General features: G+C 40.0%; 18 protein-coding genes. 16 read left to right on the top strand and 2 right to left on the bottom strand.

Annotated features, from left to right (window positions below; translation table 11 throughout):
• The 11 genes from prfA to rlmM all read left to right on the top strand — a co-directional run bounded on the left by prfA (position 1) and on the right by rlmM (position 10,164).
• Complete coding sequence (gene prfA / locus BM380_RS10345) at positions 1–1,086, top strand: peptide chain release factor 1 (protein WP_008115176.1); 1,086 nt, start codon at positions 1–3, stop codon at positions 1,084–1,086.
• A gap of 2 nt (positions 1,087–1,088) precedes the next feature.
• Entirely contained in the window at positions 1,089–1,928 is an 840-nt protein-coding gene (prmC, locus tag BM380_RS10340) for a peptide chain release factor N(5)-glutamine methyltransferase (protein WP_013465327.1), read from the top strand.
• A gap of 55 nt (positions 1,929–1,983) precedes the next feature.
• Positions 1,984–3,537: a DUF3369 domain-containing protein gene (locus tag BM380_RS10335; protein ID WP_013465326.1), complete on the top strand. Its 1,554-nt coding sequence runs from the start codon at positions 1,984–1,986 to the stop codon at positions 3,535–3,537.
• An 18-nt stretch (positions 3,538–3,555) separates the two neighbouring features.
• Positions 3,556–3,930: a SirB2 family protein gene (locus BM380_RS10330; RefSeq protein WP_024602655.1), complete on the top strand. Its 375-nt coding sequence runs from the start codon at positions 3,556–3,558 to the stop codon at positions 3,928–3,930.
• A 131-nt stretch (positions 3,931–4,061) separates the two neighbouring features.
• A complete protein-coding gene (locus tag BM380_RS10325) occupies positions 4,062–4,889 on the top strand; it encodes a tetratricopeptide repeat protein (RefSeq protein WP_013465324.1) in 828 nt (275 codons plus the stop codon).
• Positions 4,890–4,910: 21 nt separating this feature from the next.
• Positions 4,911–6,164 carry a DUF819 family protein gene (locus tag BM380_RS18330; protein ID WP_036982079.1) on the top strand — a complete coding sequence of 418 codons (1,254 nt, stop codon included), beginning with the start codon at positions 4,911–4,913 and terminating at the stop codon, positions 6,162–6,164.
• Between the two features lie 9 nt (positions 6,165–6,173).
• The gene (gene kdsA / locus BM380_RS18325) at positions 6,174–7,028 is read left to right on the top strand and encodes a 3-deoxy-8-phosphooctulonate synthase (RefSeq protein ID WP_013465322.1); all 855 of its coding nucleotides are present in this window, start codon (positions 6,174–6,176) and stop codon (positions 7,026–7,028) included.
• 119 nt (positions 7,029–7,147) lie between these two features.
• The gene (locus tag BM380_RS10315) at positions 7,148–8,044 is read left to right on the top strand and encodes a transcriptional regulator GcvA (RefSeq protein WP_013465321.1); all 897 of its coding nucleotides are present in this window, start codon (positions 7,148–7,150) and stop codon (positions 8,042–8,044) included.
• Positions 8,044–8,700: an alpha/beta family hydrolase gene (locus BM380_RS10310; protein WP_013465320.1), complete on the top strand. Its 657-nt coding sequence runs from the start codon at positions 8,044–8,046 to the stop codon at positions 8,698–8,700. Before BM380_RS10315 ends, BM380_RS10310 begins: the two co-directional genes overlap by 1 nt.
• Positions 8,693–9,061 (top strand): DUF423 domain-containing protein, encoded by a 369-nt coding sequence (locus tag BM380_RS10305; RefSeq protein WP_016900429.1) that lies wholly within the window; start codon positions 8,693–8,695, stop codon positions 9,059–9,061. The genes BM380_RS10310 and BM380_RS10305 overlap by 8 nt, the downstream gene beginning before the upstream one ends.
• Before the next feature lie 17 nt (positions 9,062–9,078).
• Positions 9,079–10,164: a 23S rRNA (cytidine(2498)-2'-O)-methyltransferase RlmM gene (gene rlmM / locus BM380_RS10300; protein WP_028834960.1), complete on the top strand. Its 1,086-nt coding sequence runs from the start codon at positions 9,079–9,081 to the stop codon at positions 10,162–10,164.
• A 46-nt stretch (positions 10,165–10,210) separates the two neighbouring features.
• On the opposite strand, the gene cysZ is transcribed toward rlmM, so the two are convergent.
• The gene (gene cysZ / locus BM380_RS10295; protein WP_033103808.1) at positions 10,211–10,939 is read right to left on the bottom strand and encodes a sulfate transporter CysZ; all 729 of its coding nucleotides are present in this window, start codon (positions 10,937–10,939) and stop codon (positions 10,211–10,213) included.
• Positions 10,940–11,244: 305 nt separating this feature from the next.
• Between cysZ and BM380_RS10290 the strand changes: the two genes are divergently transcribed.
• Positions 11,245–13,491, top strand: a complete 2,247-nt coding sequence (locus tag BM380_RS10290) for a putative bifunctional diguanylate cyclase/phosphodiesterase (RefSeq protein WP_090494274.1) — start codon at positions 11,245–11,247, stop codon at positions 13,489–13,491.
• Positions 13,492–13,895: 404 nt separating this feature from the next.
• Positions 13,896–15,455 (top strand): BCCT family transporter, encoded by a 1,560-nt coding sequence (locus tag BM380_RS10285; RefSeq protein WP_090494272.1) that lies wholly within the window; start codon positions 13,896–13,898, stop codon positions 15,453–15,455.
• A 179-nt stretch (positions 15,456–15,634) separates the two neighbouring features.
• On the opposite strand, the gene BM380_RS10280 is transcribed toward BM380_RS10285, so the two are convergent.
• On the bottom strand, positions 15,635–17,239 hold the full coding sequence (locus BM380_RS10280) for a methyl-accepting chemotaxis protein (protein WP_090494270.1): 1,605 nt from the start codon (positions 17,237–17,239) through the stop codon (positions 15,635–15,637).
• A gap of 202 nt (positions 17,240–17,441) precedes the next feature.
• Between BM380_RS10280 and BM380_RS10275 the strand changes: the two genes are divergently transcribed.
• From BM380_RS10275 to speB, 3 genes are all read left to right on the top strand, one after another.
• A complete protein-coding gene (locus BM380_RS10275) occupies positions 17,442–17,900 on the top strand; it encodes a GNAT family N-acetyltransferase (protein ID WP_033103812.1) in 459 nt (152 codons plus the stop codon).
• Between the two features lie 143 nt (positions 17,901–18,043).
• On the top strand, positions 18,044–19,957 hold the full coding sequence (gene speA, locus BM380_RS10270) for a biosynthetic arginine decarboxylase (RefSeq protein ID WP_013465311.1): 1,914 nt from the start codon (positions 18,044–18,046) through the stop codon (positions 19,955–19,957).
• Positions 19,958–19,960: 3 nt separating this feature from the next.
• A complete protein-coding gene (speB, locus tag BM380_RS10265; protein ID WP_013465310.1) occupies positions 19,961–20,884 on the top strand; it encodes an agmatinase in 924 nt (307 codons plus the stop codon).
• Positions 20,885–20,895: the final 11 nt, after the last annotated feature.

Below are 20,895 nucleotides of genomic sequence, written 5' to 3'. Positions count from 1 at the left end.
ATGAAAGAGTCCGTTTATCGTAAATTAGAAACCTTAGTTGAGCGCTATGAAGAAGTTCAAGCGCTACTAAGTGACCCATCGGTCATTAGTGATCAAAACCGCTTTCGTACTCTTTCAAAAGAATACTCTGAGCTTGAAGAAGTGGTGAAAACGTTTTTAGCATACCAGCAAGCACAAGAAGACTTGAGTAGCGCTGAAGAAATGCTAAAAGATTCAGATCCTGAAATGCGCGAAATGGCACAAGAAGAATATAAAGAAGCAAAAGCACAAATTTCGACTTTAGAAGACGACATTCAAGTGCTTATGTTGCCTAAAGATCCGAAAGACAATAACAACGTGTTTTTAGAAGTTCGCGCCGGAACAGGGGGCGACGAGGCCGCTATTTTTGCTGGCGACTTGTTTAGAATGTACAGCCGCTACGCAGAAACAAAAAAATGGAAAGTAGAAGTTGTGACGACCAACGAAGGTGAACATGGCGGCTACAAAGAAGTAATTGCTAACATCAGCGGTGAAGGTGTGTATGGGCAATTAAAATTTGAATCAGGCGTGCACCGTGTACAGCGCGTCCCAGAAACTGAGTCACAAGGGCGCGTACATACCTCAGCCTGTACTGTTGCTGTAATGGCTGAAGTGCCAGAAGCCGAAGCCATAGAAATTAATACCGCCGATATTAAAGTTGATACCTTTAGAGCATCGGGAGCCGGTGGTCAGCACGTTAATAAAACCGACTCTGCCATTCGTATTACTCATTTACCAACCGGTGTTGTGGTTGAGTGTCAAGATGAGCGTTCTCAACATAAAAACCGTGCAAAAGCGATGTCGGTATTGGCGGCGCGTTTGCAACAGGCTGAAGATGAAAAACGTCATGCTGCTGAGGCGTCTGAACGTCGTAATTTAGTGGGCAGTGGCGATCGTTCTGAGCGTATTCGCACATACAACTACCCGCAGGGGCGTATTACCGATCACCGTATTAACTTAACGCTTTATCGTTTAAACGAAGTGGTAGCTGGTGATTTAGGCGCTGTGGTTGAGCCGCTAATGCAAGAGCATCAGGCCGACTTATTAGCAGCGATGGGCGACGATTAATCGTGAACCTCACTGTTGAAAACGCTATTACTACCGGTGCTAATTTATTAGCATCAAGTAGTGATAGCGCAAAGTTAGATGCTCAAGTACTACTGCTTAATATTTTACAAAAGCCACGTAGTTATTTATTTACTTGGCCAGAAAAACAATTAACGGATGAGCAATCACAAGCGTTTGAGCGTGCATGTGAGCGTCGTTTAAACGGCGAGCCTGTTTCGCACATTACAGGGTATCGTGAGTTTTGGAGTTTACAGCTTGAAGTAAATCCAACAACACTAATTCCTCGCCCTGATACAGAAACCTTAGTTGAGCTTGCGCTTTCATGTAATGTACCAAATGACGCCAAAGTGCTCGATTTAGGCACAGGCACTGGAGCAATTGCACTTGCGCTTGGTAGTGAAATGCCTACATGGGATATTATTGCCGTTGATCGTATTGATGATGCGGTGGCACTGGCCAAACGTAATCAAAAACGATTAGCGATAAATAATGTGTGTGTTGAACAAAGCAATTGGTTTAGCGCGTTAAATAATAAAAAATTTGATCTAATTGTAACCAATCCCCCCTATATAGAATATAACGATAAACACTTGCACCAAGGTGATGTGCGCTTTGAGCCTTTGTCTGCATTGGTTGCAGATGATGCTGGATTAGCTGATATTAAACAAATAATTACACAATCACGTGACTATTTACATTCTAATGGCTATCTTTTAATTGAACACGGATTTGAGCAAAGTGCAGCTGTTCGCCATATATTCAACCAAATGGCGTTTATAAATGTAAGCACAGTGAAAGATCTTGGTAATAACGACCGCGTAACTTTCGGACAATGGCCTTAACTTATTAAAAATAGCCCCGTTGTTTGTTTGCATATGTTTTAAGGAACTCTTTGTGATGGAAGATTTTTTATTTTCAAATGAACAACCACCTGAAGTAGTAAGTGAAGAGCAAGGAACATGGAAAGTTCTAATTGTTGATGATGAACCCGAGGTTCATGCTGTTACGCGTTTAGCGTTGAGTGATTTTAAGTTTCAAGATAGACGCTTGGAGTTTATAAGTGCTTATTCCGGCGCAGAAGCGAAAAAGTTGATTGATGATCATCCTGATGCGGCCATCATCCTACTCGATGTTGTTATGGAAACAGACGATGCGGGTTTGCAAGTAGCAAAATACATTCGTGATACCGTTAAAAATAATTATATTCGCATTATTCTACGAACCGGGCAGCCAGGCCAAGCACCCGAGCGCCAGGTAATCGTAAATTACGATATTAATGACTATAAATCTAAAACAGAACTTACCGCACAAAAATTATTCACCGTTATGATGGCAAGTCTTCGCTCGTATCGCGATATTATTTCGATTGAGCAATCGCGTGAAGGGCTAGAAAAAATAATCACCGCTTCGCGCAATATTTTTGCAACCCATTCAATGGATAACTTTATTGAAGGCGTGATGCAGCAGCTTACTTCTTTACTAAACGTTGCTGATGAAGCCATGTATGCCACCACCTTAGTTGCACAAAATCCGTCAGAGGAGATGAATAAAAAACTGATTGTTTGCTCTGGTACCGGCGATTTTGCTAAGCGCGAGGGAGAAGAGCTAGAAACCGTACTAGCAGAAGACCAACTGTTAGCGTGCCAAGAGGCCCTTGCTAACAAAGCAATTGTGTACAGAGATGATTATTTGTTTGCTTATTGCAGCAGTAAATTTAACCATAATTCAATGTTGTTTGTATCAGGTGTGCCGTCAAAGTTGACGGATACACAACGAAACCTAATTGAAATCTTTTCTCAAAATGTGCAGTTGGCATTTGAAAATGTGCAGTTACATACTGAAGTTGAAGCCACACAACAAGAGCTTGTTTATCGTTTAAGTGAAGCCGTTGAACAGCGCTCGTGCGAAACGGGTAATCATGTAAAACGGGTTGCTTATATTTGCTATGAATTAGCATTAGCCTACGGGTTATCTGAAGAGCAAGCGAATTTAATTCGCTTTGCATCGCCTTTACATGATGTGGGTAAAATAGGTATTCCGGATGCAATTTTAAATAAGCCTGGCAAGTTAAATAGCGAAGAGTGGGAAGTTATGAAAACTCATGCTGGAAAAGGCTATGCTATTTTGAAAGATTCACCGCGTAAAATAGTCAGCGCAGGGGCATTAATCGCACAGCAGCACCACGAAAAGTGGGATGGTTCTGGTTACCCTAGTGGATTAAAGGGGGAGCGTATTGATATTTTTGCCAGAATAGTGGCATTGGCTGATGTGTATGATGCACTGCGCCATAAACGTTGTTATAAAGGTGCGTGGACACTTGAAGAAGCGGTTGCGGAGATCAACGCAAATAAAGGAACGCATTTTGATCCTAAACTTGTTGATGTATTTAATGATAAACTTGAAGACCTCGAAGCGGTACTTTTACGCTTTCCTGACAAAACACATAACTAAACAGAAGTAACAATACCTATGGATTATTTAGCATTAAAACACTCACACATGGCCATTGCGCTAGTGAGTATTATTTTATTTTACGTACGTTCTTTTTCTCGTATGGGCAGTGGCAGCCTTGCCAAAAATAAATTGGTTTTTATTGGTAGCCACAGTATAGACACTTTATTAATTGTCTCAGCCATCGGTTTAATGGCAATGGCTAAAATAAACCCATTAGAGCAGCTTTGGTTATTAGAAAAAATTATTCTAGTTATCGTTTATATTGTTGTGGGTATTATTAGCGCTAAACAAACGACAACCGTTCCAAAAGTCGTATTTTTAGTACTTAACACCGCTGTTATTTTAGCTATTGGTTACTTAGCAACAGCGAAAGCCCCGCTGTTGTTATAATTAACAATACCTATTTAAGCTTTGCACACCAAAGGTGTAAAGCTTACCTCTTCAATTCATTTCTGATTATTGGTATCTAGCTTTAAAATTAGGTAAACTACGTCCTCGTTTTCTAGAATGTTGTAGTATGAATGACCACCCTCGGGTTTGATGAACACGATGAATCTTATATAGAAGATGCTTACGATGATTTTTTGCCGCCGGCTATATATCGTTGTATCAAAGCGGAAGCTAAATGGGACCCTCAAATTGACTTAACACCAAGTCTTGAAATACTTACTGCGTTTGAGCAGCAAATAGAGTCTATTTGTCAGCAGATGCCGGACGAACACGATCGCCTAGATAAACTACTTGATAGCTTTTATAGTGAGTGGCTATTTAGTGCATCAAGCTTGAAAGTTCCTGAGTATAAGTTAAATAGCATCAGCTACACCTTGTCTATGCGCAGTGGCACACCGACAACCTTAGCTATTTTGTTATGCCACTTTTTACAGCATGCTAAACTCGATGCCAGTGTAAGCATAACTCAAGGCGAAGTGGGCATTCACGTCGCAATGAGTGATGAAGAGGGTTATCTTGTCGACCCTAGCAGTGGCCAACAAAGTTGGTACATCATTCCTGAAAATATTGATGAAGAAAATCCTCAAGAACAAGAGCCTTTAGAGCTTATTTTTGAAGACGAAGTGTATAAATTATTTTTAGCGCAGCAAAAATGGTCTTTCATTAGTGAAAATAAATTTGGTCATGCATTAACTTGCGTCGATTTATTAATGGAAATGTTAGGTGATGATCCCTATGAGCGACGCGACAGAGGTTATTTACTAAATCAGCTTGGCTGCCCTAAAATGGCACGAGATGATTTACAGTTTTTTGTTGATGAATGTCCTGATGATCCTGCTATTGAAATCATTCTACATCAAATTGAAGAACTTGAAGACAATCATAAAACTCACCACTAAGAATAAAAAATAGGAAATGTTATGGCTGATCCCCAAACTGCATTAATTACCAATGATGCCGTTGTACTTGGTTTATTGGCGATTATTTTAGGGTTTATTTTCAAAACCTCAAATAGTCAACGCCCAGGTCTTGTGGCATTTTATAAATATGTACCGGCATTATTGCTGTGTTATTTTTTGCCGTCATTGTTAAATACCTTTGGTATTGTTGATGGTTCTCAATCTAACGTATATTACGTCGCTTCGCGATATTTACTGCCAGCGTGTTTAATTTTGCTTACCATCAGTATTGATTTAAAAGCGATTATTAATTTAGGTCCTAAAGCATTAATTATGTTTTTAACCGGCACCGCAGGTATTGTGATTGGCGGCCCATTAGCTATTTTAATAATGAGTGCTGTTTATCCAGAAGCGGTAGGTGGACATGGCCCTGACGCTGTTTGGCGTGGTATGACAACCATTGCAGGTAGCTGGATTGGTGGCGGTGCAAACCAAGCATCTATGAAAGAAATGTTTGAAGTGGGTGGCGATATTTTCTCAGCCATGGTCACCGTGGATGTGATAGTGGCTAATTTATGGATGGCAGTATTATTATTAATGGCAGCTAATCATAAAGCAATTGACGCAAAAGCCGGTGCAGATACCACCGCGATTGAAGACTTAAAGCAACGTGTTGAAAAATACCATGCAGAGCATGCGCGTATGCCAACGCTAAATGATTACATGATGATTATTGCTATTGCCTTTGGTATTACCGGTTTAGCGCACTTTTGTGCAGATATTTTAGGGCCCTTCTTTGCCAATAATTATGCGTGGGCAAAAGAATACAGTTTAAACAGTAAGTTCTTTTGGCTTATTGTTATATCAACGACGATAGGTATTTGCTTATCGTTTACCAAAGTACGCCATATTGAGGCGTTTGGTTCATCGAAAGTGGCGTCAGCTTTTTTGTATATTTTAGTGGCATCGATTGGCCTGCATATGAATGTAATGGCGATTTTTGATTCACCGATGTATTTTGTTATTGGTGCAATTTGGATGTTAACTCACGCAAGCTTAATGCTCATTGTGGCTAAATTAATTAAAGCGCCGTTATTTTATATGGCTGTTGGCTCACAGGCCAATGTAGGTGGCGCAGCGTCTGCCCCTGTTGTGGCTGCTGCGTTTCATCCGTCACTGGCACCGGTCGGCGTATTATTAGCTGTTCTTGGCTATGGTGTAGGTACATATATGGCGTATATTTGTGGATTAATGATGCAAGCAGTTGCACCATAAGGAATTAAAATGAACAACCAAGTTATTAATATCAATGAAATAGAACTGGCAAATAATAAACCTTTTGTTTTATTTGGTGGCATGAATGTGCTTGAATCACGCGACTTAGCGATGCGTATTGCCGAGCATTATGTTGAAGTGACCACTAAATTAAATATTCCTTATGTATTTAAGGCGTCATTTGATAAAGCCAATCGCTCGTCCATCAATTCTTACCGTGGTCCAGGCATGGAAGAAGGTTTAAAGATATTTGAAGAGATTAAAAATACCTTTAATATTCCGCTTATCACCGATGTACATGAACCTCATCAAGCAGCACCGGTTGCAGAGGTTGTTGATGTTATTCAGCTACCGGCGTTTTTGGCTCGTCAAACAGACTTGGTGGTTGCAATGGCTAAAACAGGCGCGATTATTAATGTGAAAAAGCCACAGTTTTTAGCTCCGCATGAAATGCGTCATATCATTACTAAATTTAATGAAGCCGGAAATAATAATGTGGCCTTATGTGAACGTGGTTCAAGCTTTGGCTATAATAACCTAGTGGTTGATATGCTAGGTATGGATGATATGAAAACCATGGCTCCCGTTATATTTGATGCAACTCATGCACTGCAGCGTCCTGGCGGTCGAGCAGACTCAGCCGATGGTCGTCGTGCTCAAGCTGCTGAACTTGCCCGTAGCGGTATGGCATTGGGTATTGCAGGCTTATTTATTGAAGCGCACCCCAATCCAAATGAAGCAAAATGTGATGGCCCCTGTGCATTAGCATTGAGCAAGTTAGAAGGGTACTTATCGCAAATGAAAGCGGTGGATGATTTAATCAAGAGCTTTGCCCCTCTTGATACCAGTGCTAGCGATTTATAAAGTTGATTAGCACTTTAAAAAGCGACTTAGGTCGCTTTTTTTATGGCTTGAATATACTCTTTCCTAGCATAGGTATATAATTCACCGCATAAGAAAAACTAATTCTAAGCTTGGTTGCCATGTCAAGACGAGTTCCTCCATTAAACGCGCTGAAAGCTTTTGAAGCTGCAGCACGTCATTTAAGCTTTACTAAAGCCGCAGAAGAGTTGTATGTCACGCAAGCTGCGGTGAGTCATCAAATAAAAACGCTTGAAGAGCATTTAGGCTTAAAGCTGTTTTTACGTAAAAATCGCTCGTTATTATTAACCGAAGAAGGCCAAGGTTACTTTTTAGATATTAAAGAGATTTTTACTCAGCTAATAGATGCAACTGAAAAGCTATTAGCTCGTGGTGCCAAAGGCTCGTTAACCGTAAGTTTAACCCCCAGTTTTGCGATTCAATGGCTCATTCCTCGATTGAGCTTATTTAACGAATTACACCCAGAAATTGATGTGCGAATTAAAGCCCAAGATCAGGATGAAAACTCGTTAACAGACGATGTTGATATCTCAATTTATTATGGTCGCGGTCATTGGAGTGGGGTGCAAGCCTATAAACTGCACACTGAGTATTTAGTGCCGTTATGTAGCCCGTTACTGTTAAATGGCCCCAGAGCGCTTAACCAACCCAGTGATTTAGCAAACCATACCTTGCTACATGACACCACCCGTAAAAACTGGAAAACCTGGATGAAAACCGCCGGCGTACGTAATGTACAAGTTAACCAAGGACCTATATTTAGTCATTCTTCTATGGTGTTACAAGCTGCGGTACATGGCCAAGGTGTTGCAATTGGTAACAGCGTACTAGCAAAACCAGATATTGATGCAGGACGTTTAGTGATCCCGTTCAATCACAGTTTAGAGAGTAAAAATGCCTATTACTTAGTGATCCGTGAGTCACAAAATGAGTTAGGCAAAATTGTATCGTTTAAAGACTGGATGTTAAGTTTAGTTGAGCAGGAGCAAGAATATTAATGAGCATCGAATGGGTTAGAAGTAGTCAGCAACCGGCAATCGCACAGTTTATATTTGCTCATGGCGCAGGGGCTGGCAGTGATTCTGAGTTTATGCAAATCATGGCTAAACAACTCAGTGAGTACGGTATTGACGTTGGCTTGTTTGATTTTGAATATATGCAAATTGCTAAACAAACTAACAAACGTCGCCCACCAGAGCGAGCGCCTAAACTACTTACTTATTTTGAACATATAGTGACTCAAGCTGATGCAAATTTACCGCTATTTATAGGGGGTAAATCAATGGGCGGGCGCATGGCATCGATGCTTGCCTGTTCGACCTCTCATCCTGTTTTAGGTGTGCTTGCGTTTGGTTATCCGTTTCATCCTCCGGGCAAGCCAGAAAAACTGCGTACAGATCATTTTGCAGACATACCGTGTCCTTTTTTAGTATTACAGGGGGAAAGGGATACCTTTGGCACCCGCGAAGAGCTTGCCACAATGGCCATGCCAAAGCAGCCAAAGTATGTATGGTTAACGGATGGTGACCACTCACTAAAACCGCGTAAAAAAAGTGGCGTGACTGAGCAACAAAACCTGAATGCTGCGGCAATACAGGCAGCAAGCTTTATAAAGAATACGCTTGAAAATTTAAAAGAGGATAAACATGATTAAACTATTTTTATTAGCAGGCAGCTTTTTTTGCATGCTTTCAGTGATACTGGGCGCATTTGCTGCTCATGGTCTGAAAAGTCGTTTATCAGAGTACTCCATTGGTATTTTTAAAACCGCCGCTGAGTATCAAATGGTGCATGGGCTGGCGTTAATTGCAGTGGCTATTTTAATTAAGTGGGGTATGCACCTCAGTATGGCGGGTGGTTTTTTTATTGCCGGTACATTGTTATTTAGTGGCAGCTTATACTTATTGGCTTTAACAGGGTTGAAGTGGCTGGGCCCAATTACCCCATTGGGTGGGCTGTGCTTTATTATTGGTTGGATAGTTATTTTAGTGCAAGTTGCACGATTTAAGTTTTAAAGAGTTTAAGGGTTAATATGTCTAGTGTTGTGATTTACTGTCGTAGTGGTTTTGAAAACGATGCCGCTGCTGAAATAACGTTTCACGCTGCCGAACAAGGATTTGCTGGGTATGTAAAAGCAAAACCAAATACCGGTTATGTTATTTATGAATGTTTTGAAGCGCAGCACAGCGACGAAATAATCAAAAAAGTTGATTTTAAAAATATGGTGTTTGCACGCCAATGGTTTGCCGGTAACCTAATTGAAAATATGCCCGTAGAAGATAGAGTAGGCGCTATTGTAGATGCCGCAAAAGATTTTACTTTGTGTTCTGAGCTTCGTGTCGAAACACCCGATACCAACGAGGGCAAAGAGTTACTGACTTTTTGTAAAAAAATATCGACCCCGCTTAAAAAAGCCCTCGAGAAACAAAACACTGTATTGCGTGAGCCAAAAGCAAATCGCCCAGTAATGCATGTGCTGTTTTTAGCTAATAATACTGCGTATGTGGGTTACTCATATAGTTATAACAACTCTCCTTTTTTTATGGGGATCTTACGTTTACGTATGCCAAGCGATGGCCCAAGTCGTTCAACGCTTAAGTTAGATGAAGCGTTTAATGTGTTTATTCCTGAGCAACAGCGTGAGTCACGCGTACAAGCTGGGATGCGCAGCGTTGATTTAGGTGCATGCCCAGGTGGCTGGACTTATCAGTTAGTTCGCCGTGGTATGTTTGTTAGCGCGATAGATAACGGCCCAATGAACGAAAGTTTAATGGAAACGGGTCAGGTAAAGCATTTTAGAGAAGATGGTTTTAAATACCGTCCAGAAAAAAGAAACATCACTTGGTTGGTTTGCGATATGGTAGAAAAGCCGACTAAAGTGACTAACTTGATGATTGACTGGGCAGTAAATGCTTATGCAAAAGAGCTTATTTTTAATCTGAAATTACCGATGAAAAAACGCTTTGATAGTGTGTATGAATGTTTAAAAATGATCAGAGAAGAAATGGCGAAGTACGGCATAAGCTATGAACTTCAAGCTAAGCATTTATACCATGATCGTGAAGAAATAACGGTGCACTTAAATGTCACTAAAGTGCCACAGAGCTTATATAGTTAATCTATTAGCGAGTATAAAAAATGGGCCAAGTGGCCCATTTTTTATTTTAACTACGGTATTGTGGTCGGTAATTTTCAACCCATAATCGTGTGGCACCACATACCGCCACAGGCATAACAATTAAATTTACAAATGGGATAGCGGTTAGCAGCATCACGGCAAAGCCAAACCCATAAGATAACCCTTGTTTGCTTTTTAAGTCATTTTTCATTTGTGTAAAGCTAATTTTGTGATTATCAAAAGCATAATCTTTATATTGCACCGCATACATCCAGCAGGTAAAAAGCACCCATAGCACTTGGCCTATTACAGGTAGTACCCACAATAAAATAAAAAAGCCGATAGCGCGTGGGAGGTAGTAGCAAAGCTTAGTCCATTCCCGGCCCAGCATTCGCGGAACATCTTTAACTAAATCAGCTAATCCGTCGTCGTTAATTTTTTGACCAGTTAAGTAAAGCTCTACCTTTTCACTTAGTAAGCCATTAAAAGGTGCGGCGATAAAGTTAGTAATAACGGTAAATAACATACTGTAACTAAACAGCACCACCAGCACAGCAATTGGCCACATTAACCATTCGAGCCAACTTAGCCATTCTGGGAGCATGGCGTTTACGGCATTAAAGCCATCACTAAGCCAGCCAAATAAAAAGAATAAGGAGCTACCAAATAATAAAATATTAATAAGTAGGGGTATAAGTACAAAGCGTTTTAGCCCTTTTTGACTAATTAACTTAAACCCTGAAAAAAAATATTCCATACCTTGTGTTATTTGCACACTAACCTCATCGATTATTACTATTTTAGCTATTATAAATAGCTTGATGATTTTAAACAGTACTTTTAAGTAACAAAGTATTTAATAAAGGGTATTTACAGATGGTATGTAAATAAATGATTTGTTGATAAGTACATTTCAAATCGCCACCTTGTATTGAATGGCAAACGCTCGTGAAATAGACGAAAATAGCATAGATGCTGATTTCAATATTATGTATAGTCAAAAGACTATAATAAATTATTATAAACAGGCCCTAAAATAGAGCGACGCATTTAGCGTTAGTGATTGTTGAGGAATATAATTTGATTGAAATAATGAGAGTCAGAAAGCTGCTTTCTCAGCAACAAAGTATATTATCGAAAATAGCACTCGGTGCGCCACTTGATGAGGTACTGGAAAATATTTGTTTATCTATTGAGGAGCTTATTGAAGACTCTTCTGCAAAGTGCTCTATATTAACGCTCAAAGGAGAGCAGCTATTTCATAGCGCGGCTCCTAATATTGCACAGGGTTATTGCCAAGCAATTAATGGTGTGAAAATAGGGCCAACTGTCGGTTCATGCGGTACTGCAGCCTATGAAAAAAAACGCATTATTGCCGCAGATATTTCAACATCGCCATTATGGGATGATTATAGAGCATTGGCGTTAAGTTATGGTTTAAGGTCATGTTGGTCTACCCCCATTATTTCAACAAAATCAGACATATTAGGCACTTTTGCAATTTATCATGACAGCGCAAAGTCACCGACACCACAAGATTTAGAATTAATAGATTTTTTTGTTGATTTCACCAGTATTGCTCTTGAAAAGCACACCGAGTCACTAAGATTAAACGCGTTGCTTTTTGAATTACAGCAAAGTAATGAAAAGTTTAAAGCCTTTACAAAAGTGCTTCCTGATTTAACCCTCATTTTGAGTGAAGAGGGGGAGTATACCAATGTTTACGGCACAGATAATGAAAGTTTATATTTAAGCCAAGAGCACGTTATTAATCAAAATGTCAGAGATATTATGCCTCCTGAAGATGCAAATCCTATTCTGGCGGTGATTGACAAAACGTTGCAAACTAATGAAGTTCAAGTGTTTGAATATCAGCTCAATATAAAAGGTAAGCAGCTTACATTTGAAGGGCGAACAGCTCCCCTTGAAAGTTACCAGCCTACTAACCCGTCACTGAGACATGTGGTGTGGATGGCCAGAGATATCTCTAATCGCAAAGCTGCCGAAGAAGAAGTACAACGGTTAGCATTTTTCGATCCGCTCACTAACCTTCCTAATCGCAGAATGCTCAATGATAGGCTCAGTATGTATGTGGAGCGAATTAAGCAGTCTGATCATTCTGGCGCACTCTTATTTTTAGATTTAGATAATTTTAAACGCATAAATGACTCACTAGGTCATAATGCAGGCGATGAAATACTGGTTGAGTTATCACAACGATTAACAGCTATTTTGAACCCGGCAGATACCCTCGCACGAGTCGGTGGTGATGAATTTATTATTCTTATCGAGCATGTCGGTGATAGCCACATGCAAGCTAATAGTGAATCTGAGTTGATTGCTAAAAAAGTACAAAGTGTCTTTTATGAAAAATTTGAAGTGGGCGATTTAGCGTTTCAGGTCAGTTGTAGTATTGGTATTTGTTTGATTAACACGAGCAATGCCATAACCGCTAATATTTTAAAATTTGCAGATACCGCTATGTATCGCTCTAAAATGAAAGGCGGTAATAGTAGTAGCTTTTACGACCCCGCACTGCAAACCTTACTGGAAAATCAAACTGAGCTTGAAACTGACATTGTTAGGGCTATCGCGTGCGATGAGTTTTGTGCTTATTTTCAGCCACAATTAGCAATTGATGGAACCCTTGTGGGTGCTGAGGCATTAATAAGGTGGAATCATCCAACCAAAGGACTTATCCCCCCTAATGCATTTATTCCAATTGCCGAGCAATTTGGCTTAATTCAAAAGTTACAAAATATTGTATTAAGAGATATTTGTATTTTACTTGAAACACTTCGAGATAATAACTTACTCGATGACAGTTTTAGCGTATCAATTAACATTAGCCAGTGTCAGTTTAATTCTTCCACTTTAAAAGGTGAGCTATTTAAAGCAATTGAAGCGTTTGACGTCTCGCCAACTCGAATTAAATTAGAGATCACTGAATCAATGTTAGCGGGTGACTTGATGGGGACCGTTAAGCAAATGGAAGAATTAAAATCGCAGGGATTTGTGTTTTCAATTGATGACTTTGGTACGGGCTACTCGTGTTTAAAACATTTAAGCGTGTTTCCTATTGATGAGTTAAAAATTGATAAAAGCTTTATTGATAAAGTGCTCAGTAGCGCATCGGGTCAAAGTATTGTGCAATCTATTATTGGCTTAGGTCATAGCTTAAATATTAACATTGTGGCCGAAGGGGTCGAAAGTGCTGAGCAACTAGCCATATTAAAGTCGATGGGCGTGAATGCAGTGCAAGGTTATTTATTTGCAAAACCATTAACGAACAGCAACTATTTAACATGGCATAAACAGCATCAATAACTCTGTATTTATCACTAACTGAGGCGACAGGTTTAGTTGCCCTAATCGATAAGCCGCGTTGTTTGCGTACCCACTGCGCAGCCACGTTTAGTAACGTACCGCGCTTTTGCTAAAGCAAAAATGTATATTTTTTGTTTGTTTGATACCGTGATGTAATTTATCTTTTATTATTGTGTAACTACTACACAAATCATTCCTGAGGCATTGGTTTAGCGTTTTTAACGCGTTAAACTAGTCAGGAATTGGCAATAAGTCTACTTGTTGTGACATTACCTAGACGTGAACATGACAAGTACTTAAAACTCGCTTTTGAGTTGCTTTGTCGTTTGTTGAAACTAGGGTTTAGTGTGATGTCATGGTGTGTCGCTATGTCGGTAACTTTAAAGAACCATTAGGAGCGATAAATGAATACCACTAAAGCAACTTTAAAGTCGGGTGAAACACATTCTTCCCGAGTTAAGTTTCTGGATGGGGTTGATATACCCGTATTTTTAATCAGTGGCGGTATATTAGTTTTATTTGCCGCGCTGGCCCTTTACGACATTAAACTGATGTCTGATTGGATAAATACGGCCTTTGCCTTCTCAACCAAAATATTTGGCGCCTTTTGGCAAGTCCTACTTTTATTAACCTTTTTGATTGGCATTTTCTTAGCTATCGGCCGCACTGGCTCAGTGGTACTGGGTGGCTTAAAAACCCCTGAAATTTCTACCTTTAAGTGGATAAGTATTATTATGTGTACTTTGCTTGCTGGTGGCGGCGTATTTTGGGCCGCAGCAGAGCCAATGGCACATTTTATTTCTCCGCCACCGCTATTTGGTGGTGAAACAGGCACTAACGATGCCGCCTACAACGCACTTGCACAAAGCTTTATGCACTGGGGTTTTTTAGCCTGGGCTATTTTAGGCAGTTTGACCGGCATTGTTTATATGCATCTTCATTACGAAAAAGGCTTACCACTTAAACCTCGTACTTTGCTTTATCCCGTATTTGGCGATCGTGTTATGAAAGGGGCGCTTGGTACAATTGTTGATGCATGTTGTGTACTCGCTGTGGTTGCTGGCACTGTAGGTCCAATTGGTTTTTTAGGCTTACAGGTGAGTTTTGGCCTAGATAAATTGTTTGGCATTCCTGACACCTACACCACACAAGTGGTTATTTTATTTAGTTTAATTGGCATTTACACACTTTCAGCGGTAAGTGGCGTTACTAAAGGTATTCAGCTGTTAAGTCGTTTTAATGTTGTATTGGCTGTAGTGCTGATGTTGTTTATATTACTGATGGGGCCCACTGCGTTTATTATTGATAGTTACATTCAATCGTTTGGCTTGTACTTAGATAACTTTATACCTATGGCTACGTTTCGTGCCGATAAACCATGGTTAGACTGGTGGACCGTATTCTTTTGGGGCTGGTTTTTAGGTTATGGCCCTTTAATGGCGATGTTTGTTGCGCGTATATCGCGTGGCCGAACTATCCGTGAAATGATTTTACTCATCTCTGTGGTTGCGCCAGTGATCACCTGCTTTTGGTTTACCATTGTGGGTGGCTCAGGCATATTTTTTGAGTTAAATAATCCAGGTGTTATATCAGAACCTTTCGCAGGGCTTAATTTACCAGCGGCATTGTTAGCCATTACTGAGCAGTTACCCATGGGGTTTGTTGTGTCTGTATTATTCTTAGTACTGACCACTATTTTTGTGGCAACAACCGGTGATTCAATGACGTACTCGGTATCTATGGTGATGACCGGTACCGATCATCCGCAAACATCAATTCGTGTGTTTTGGGGGATTATGATGGGGGCAGTGGCTGCATTACTTATCTCTATTGGCGAGGGCGGAATTTCAGCGCTACAGTCCTTTATTGTGGTGACCGCGGTGCCTGTTTCTTTTGTGTTACTTCCGTCACTGTGGACAGCACCACAAATAGTTAAAAAAATGGCAGATGAGCAAGGGCTCTAATAGCACATAAAAAAGGCGCTCGTTAGCGCCTTTTTCTATTTTATACATCACTTAAATTTTAACAAAAAACAGCCACATTTTTTCAGCCTATATCAACTCTACCGGATTAAAATAATTCACTAACAAACAGTTTAATTTGTTGATTGAGCAAGTTTGTTAATTTTCCCCAAACTATTTAATTATTTTAAAAATGAAGCCAGCTCGTCAACGTGCGTTTGAGTTTCATTTATTAAAAGTCCAATTTGTGCCGCTGCTTCGTTTGATGTTTTGGCAAGGTTACGTACTTCGTCAGCAACCACGGCAAAACCTCGTCCAGCTTCACCAGCTCTCGCAGCTTCAATGGCCGCATTAAGAGCAAGTAAATTAGTTTGATCTGCCACGGCATTGATGGTGGTGACCGTAGTTTGAATTTTCCCTAATACGGTTGACATTGATTGATGCGTTCCAGTAACCAATTTGTTTCTAGAAGAGACATTACTACCAAATACAACGTATTTAGAAACCTTACCGTTTAAATCGGTAATAGAAGAAATAATGCAATCTAGCGTTACGTCTTCATTTTGATGCGTCAATGACATCATTACTTCAGTCGGCTTGCCTTGGTTGAGTATTTGAATACGTGAAGCATCTAAATGATCCCTTAAATTACCAAACACACTCGCTATGTTTGAGCCCTCAGATATGTTTAATTGCTTTTTGGTATACTCATTGGCAGATAGGAACTGGCCATCTTCATTAAACTCAATCACAGCCGAGTGGCTACTTATTGCATCTTTTTGGTTTATTTGTTCAAGTACTTGGCGTTTAATTTCGCGAATATCTGAACTTACGCCCACAAACCCTGTGTGCTGGCCATTATCATCAAATGTTGGGTTTACCGACAGAACAATCCAATATGGCACACCATTTTTATTAAAATTTAGTATTTCTTCATAAAATGGTTGTTTGTTTTTAAGGTTTTTTGAAATCCGCTTAACGGTTTCTTTGTCTGTTTGTTCTCCCTGCAAGAAATTGCCTGGTTTTTTGCCTTTTACTTCTGCAAGTGTATAACCTGAAAGTACTTCAAAGCCAGGGTTAACATATTCTACTAAGCCATCTTTATTGGTAATAAGTACACTAGTACTGGTATTGCTGACCACTTTAGATAACAGTTCAAATTGCTTATAGTCTTCAACTTGTGATTGTTTTGATAATACAAATGCAGACAACAAGGTATTATTGAAGTTAAAAGTAGTGTGGGCAACATTATAATAAATATTGTCTTTTACAGATAAACACAGTGAACCGTGTTCGCTATTTAAAGCATCTTGTAAAACGTTTAGCAATTTAGTGTTTTCTTTGGGCAGTAGTGCAGCGTCGCCACTGTTCGACGTATCTAAATTATTCGCAACAAGCTTTGAGTTATCATCGAAGACTGCATAGATATCTTCACCTAAACTCAGAAGTGTTTGCCAAGCTTGCTCATCTAACACTCTTATCGGCTCAGGCTTAAATACATGGAGCGAGCATGTATCAAGCTCTTTTAATGTAAGCGGGCTAATGTGTTGGGTTAAAAACAAGTTATTTCCACAAGCAATGGTTTTGCTTGTTGGATTATAACGTTTATTTAAATAAGTTAATGTATTAGTGTCATTAGTTTGGTTAAGTGTCTTACTTAGCGATGTAAACTCGTCATTCACTGCAATAACAGTGTTGTCGTTGTTAACGATAATCGCAGCTGCTTCGTGTGTACTAACTAGCTGTTTTGCAAACGCCTGTTTTCTTTTTTTTGGGCTAAACCACATTATTTATTCCTAATTTACACTCTAATTGATTGCATTATACGACCGTCATAGTACATCTAGGTCAAACTATTGTTTTTTATTTTGCAATAATAATTTTGTGTCGGTATTTTTTAAAAGTAATGACATAAAACATAGTTATTGTTCATTTGTTACAATGCGTTATAGTTTGCTAACAAATAAGAAAATAAATTAGAGATAACCTATGCAGTTAATAGATTTAACCCCTGATGATCCCGATGTGATTAATGTTTTTTCTGATATCGACAGACTTATTAATTCTTTATATCCAGTAGCGACAGCACAGTCATTGTCTGTTAGTCAATTGGGTCAACCCAATGTCTATGCAATAGGCTTGAAAAATGAAGAGGGGATTATTGCTTGCGGGGCGATTGTTATGCAGTTTGATACCAAGCCCTATGGCGAGATACGCCGTTTATATGTCAAACCTAGTTATCGCGGAAAAGGCTTATCGCGCCGTATTATGCAAATATTATTACACCATGCTGGCGAAGAAGAAATCCCAATCATAAAGCTAGAAACAGGGCCAAAGCAAAGACAATCAATCCATCTTTACGAGAATTTAGGGTTTGTACAATGTGCCCCTTTTGGTGAATACACAGAAAACCCGAACAGCCTATTTATGGAGCTTGCGCTCAGCTAATAATACGCTATTTACTGTTTTTCTTTATCAATTTTAATCCTCACTCGTTACGAGTAGAAATACTTGTTGGACATGAATCGCTATTTTTCTTTTAATGCGCGCAACTAGCCGGTTTGGCATTCATAAATAAAAGAGAAAGATAAATGAAAGAGACAACATCACTTGAACAAGCTCGTACGAGCTACAACGTTCGTCATTGGAGCCAAGGTTTTTTTGGTATTAATGATCAAGGTGATGTGTATGTTGCGCCTAAGGCTGATGCCCCACAGCAAACCATTGCATTAACAGACATTGCTAAGCAGCTTGAAGAAAAAGGCTTAAGTTTGCCGGCGTTAGTTCGCTTTCCACAAATTTTACACCATCGCGTGCATAGCTTATGTGGTGCATTTAATACTGCTATAGAAAGCTATGGTTACCCAAAAGACTATTTATTAGTTTACCCAATTAAAGTTAACCAACAACGCGAAGTAGTTGAAGAAATTGTTGCCAGCCAAGCACAAGTAGAAAAAAAACAGCTGGGTTTAGAAGCAGGCAGCAAGCCAGAGTTATTAACCGTATTAGCGCTGGCTGAAAAAACCAGTGCGGTGATTGTGTGTAATGGCTACAAAGATAAAGAATATGTGCGTTTAGCGTTGATTGGCGAAAAGCTGGGCCATAAAGTGTATATCGTACTTGAGAAACTGTCTGAGCTGGATATGGTACTTAGCCAAGCTAAAGAATTAAATGTAAAACCACGCATTGGTATTCGTGTGCGTTTAGCATCGCAAGGCAAAGGTAAGTGGCAAGCCAGTGGCGGAGAAAAATCTAAGTTTGGTTTATCTGCTTCTCAAGTGCTGTATGTAGTAAACCGTTTAAAAGAAACAGATCAGCTAGATTTAGTCCAACTGGTGCATTTTCACTTAGGTTCGCAAATGGCCAACATTCGTGATGTGCGCTTAGGTGTAAGCGAGGCTGCGCGTTTTTATTGTGAATTACGTAAGTTGGGTGCACACATAGAGTGTCTTGATGTAGGCGGCGGTTTAGCGGTTGATTACGACGGCACGCGCAGTCAATCACACAACTCAATGAATTACAGTTTAGCTGAATACGCAAATAATATTGTGTACACCATCGGTGATATTTGTAAGCAGTATGAACAGCCTTTCCCTACCATTATTTCAGAGTCGGGAAGAGCATTAACGGCGCATCATGCAGTGCTTATTTCCAATGTAATTGGCACCGAAACGTATACACCAGAAGAAATAGAAGCACCAGCTGACGAAGCTCCGCAGCTACTTAAAAACATGTGGACGTCATGGCAACAACTGCATGTGCTTACTGATGACCGTGCATTAATTGAAATTTTTCACGACAGCCAAGGTGATTTAGCCGAAGCGCATAGTCAGTTTGCGATGGGATTATTAGATTTAACCCAGCGTGCATGGGCAGAGCAAATAAACTTACGCGTTTGTTATGAACTCAATAAATTAATGGATAACAAAAACCGTTTTCATCGACCGATTATAGATGACCTAAATGCGCGTTTAGCGGACAAGTTTTTTGTAAATTTCTCATTGTTTCAGTCATTGCCAGACGCGTGGGGAATTGATCAAGTGTTTCCAGTATTGCCATTAAGTGGTTTAACGCAAGCACCGCAAAAGCGCGCGGTGTTATTGGATATTACTTGTGACTCAGATGGCGCTTTAGAGCATTATGTAGATGGCCAAGGTATTGAAAGTACGCTACCAGTACCTGAATACTCAGCCGATAAACCGTATTTAATGGGATTTTTCTTGGTGGGTGCCTATCAAGAGATTTTAGGCGATATGCATAACTTATTTGGTGATACGCACAGTGCTATTGTCAATATGGATGAGCAAGGTGTTGCCAGCATTACAGAAATTAACCTCGGTGATACTGTTGCTGACATGATGCGTTATGTACATTTAGATGTTGAAGGTTTTCAGCAGTCTTATGCGCAGTTAGTCAGCGCAAAAATTGCAGTAGATGAACAGCAAAGCGTCCTCGACGAATTGCAAAGCGGCCTTGACGGCTACACTTATTTAGAAGAGTTATAAGCAATGTCTAGCTTGTTTGGTCATGTTGACCACTCATTATACTCAAATGGGATGACGTTTTTACGTCGTCCTATGGTACAAAATATTAACGCCATAGACGCCGATGTAGTAGTACTAGGTTTACCGTTTGATTTAGCCACCTCTGGGCGCCCTGGTGCCCGCTTGGGGCCAGATGCAATTCGCAGAGCGTCGGTGCATTTAGCATGGGAAGATACTAAATATCCGTGGACGTTTCCTTTGTTTGAACGGCTAAAAGTAGCGGATGCTGGCGATTTTACCTATCCGGTAGGCGATCCTGAGTATTTTACTGCCCAGCTAGAAATGGCGGCAGAGCAAATACTTCGCCAAGGTAAAACATTATTAGGCTTAGGTGGCGATCATTTCGTAACGTTACCGCTATTGCGCGCACATGCAAAAATTCATGGCAAAATGGCGTTAGTGCATTTCGATGCGCACACCGATACCTATAGCAATGGATCGCGTTTTGATCACGGTACTATGTTTTATCATGCGCCAATGGAAGGGTTGATTGATGTTAATCACAGTATTCAGCTCGGCATTCGTACCGACTTTGATCAAAGCAAGCATGAGTTTGCAGTGATTGATGCTATGCAAGCCAATGATCTTCATGCGAATGATATTGCAGCGCAGATTATTGAGCGAGTGGGCGATTTACCGGTTTACTTAACCTTTGATATAGATTGTTTAGACCCTGCCTTTGCGCCAGGTACAGGTACACCAGTATGTGGTGGTTTAACTTCTGATAAAGTGCTGAAAATTTTACGTGCACTCAAAGGCATTAATATGGTGGGAATGGATGTAGTTGAAGTATCGCCTTCTTATGACCAAAGTGAGCTCACCGCCATTGCCGCAGCAACGATTGCCAGTGAATTATTGCATTTGTGGGCACTTAAGCATAAATATTAGTATGTTTTAAT

This window comes from Pseudoalteromonas sp. DSM 26666, from assembly GCF_900116475.1.
GTDB lineage: Bacteria > Pseudomonadota > Gammaproteobacteria > Enterobacterales > Alteromonadaceae > Pseudoalteromonas > Pseudoalteromonas tetraodonis.
Note: the sequence above shows the minus strand (reverse complement) of the source record. Positions and strands in the feature narration are given on the sequence as shown.

Excerpts from the sequence above, each read along its gene's own strand:
- prfA (WP_008115176.1), top strand. The coding sequence starts at position 1 with ATGAAAGAGTCCGTTTATCGTAAATTAGAAACCTTAGTTGAGCGCTAT.
- BM380_RS10335 (WP_013465326.1), top strand. The coding sequence starts at position 1,984 with ATGGAAGATTTTTTATTTTCAAATGAACAACCACCTGAAGTAGTAAGT.
- BM380_RS10330 (WP_024602655.1), top strand. The coding sequence starts at position 3,556 with ATGGATTATTTAGCATTAAAACACTCACACATGGCCATTGCGCTAGTG.
- BM380_RS10325 (WP_013465324.1), top strand. The coding sequence starts at position 4,062 with ATGACCACCCTCGGGTTTGATGAACACGATGAATCTTATATAGAAGAT.
- BM380_RS18330 (WP_036982079.1), top strand. The coding sequence starts at position 4,911 with ATGGCTGATCCCCAAACTGCATTAATTACCAATGATGCCGTTGTACTT.
- kdsA (WP_013465322.1), top strand. The coding sequence starts at position 6,174 with ATGAACAACCAAGTTATTAATATCAATGAAATAGAACTGGCAAATAAT.
- BM380_RS10315 (WP_013465321.1), top strand. The coding sequence starts at position 7,148 with ATGTCAAGACGAGTTCCTCCATTAAACGCGCTGAAAGCTTTTGAAGCT.
- BM380_RS10310 (WP_013465320.1), top strand. The coding sequence starts at position 8,044 with ATGAGCATCGAATGGGTTAGAAGTAGTCAGCAACCGGCAATCGCACAG.
- BM380_RS10305 (WP_016900429.1), top strand. The coding sequence starts at position 8,693 with ATGATTAAACTATTTTTATTAGCAGGCAGCTTTTTTTGCATGCTTTCA.
- rlmM (WP_028834960.1), top strand. The coding sequence starts at position 9,079 with ATGTCTAGTGTTGTGATTTACTGTCGTAGTGGTTTTGAAAACGATGCC.
- BM380_RS10285 (WP_090494272.1), top strand. The coding sequence starts at position 13,896 with ATGAATACCACTAAAGCAACTTTAAAGTCGGGTGAAACACATTCTTCC.
- BM380_RS10280 (WP_090494270.1), bottom strand. The coding sequence starts at position 17,239 with ATGTGGTTTAGCCCAAAAAAAAGAAAACAGGCGTTTGCAAAACAGCTA.
- BM380_RS10275 (WP_033103812.1), top strand. The coding sequence starts at position 17,442 with ATGCAGTTAATAGATTTAACCCCTGATGATCCCGATGTGATTAATGTT.
- speA (WP_013465311.1), top strand. The coding sequence starts at position 18,044 with ATGAAAGAGACAACATCACTTGAACAAGCTCGTACGAGCTACAACGTT.
- speB (WP_013465310.1), top strand. The coding sequence starts at position 19,961 with ATGTCTAGCTTGTTTGGTCATGTTGACCACTCATTATACTCAAATGGG.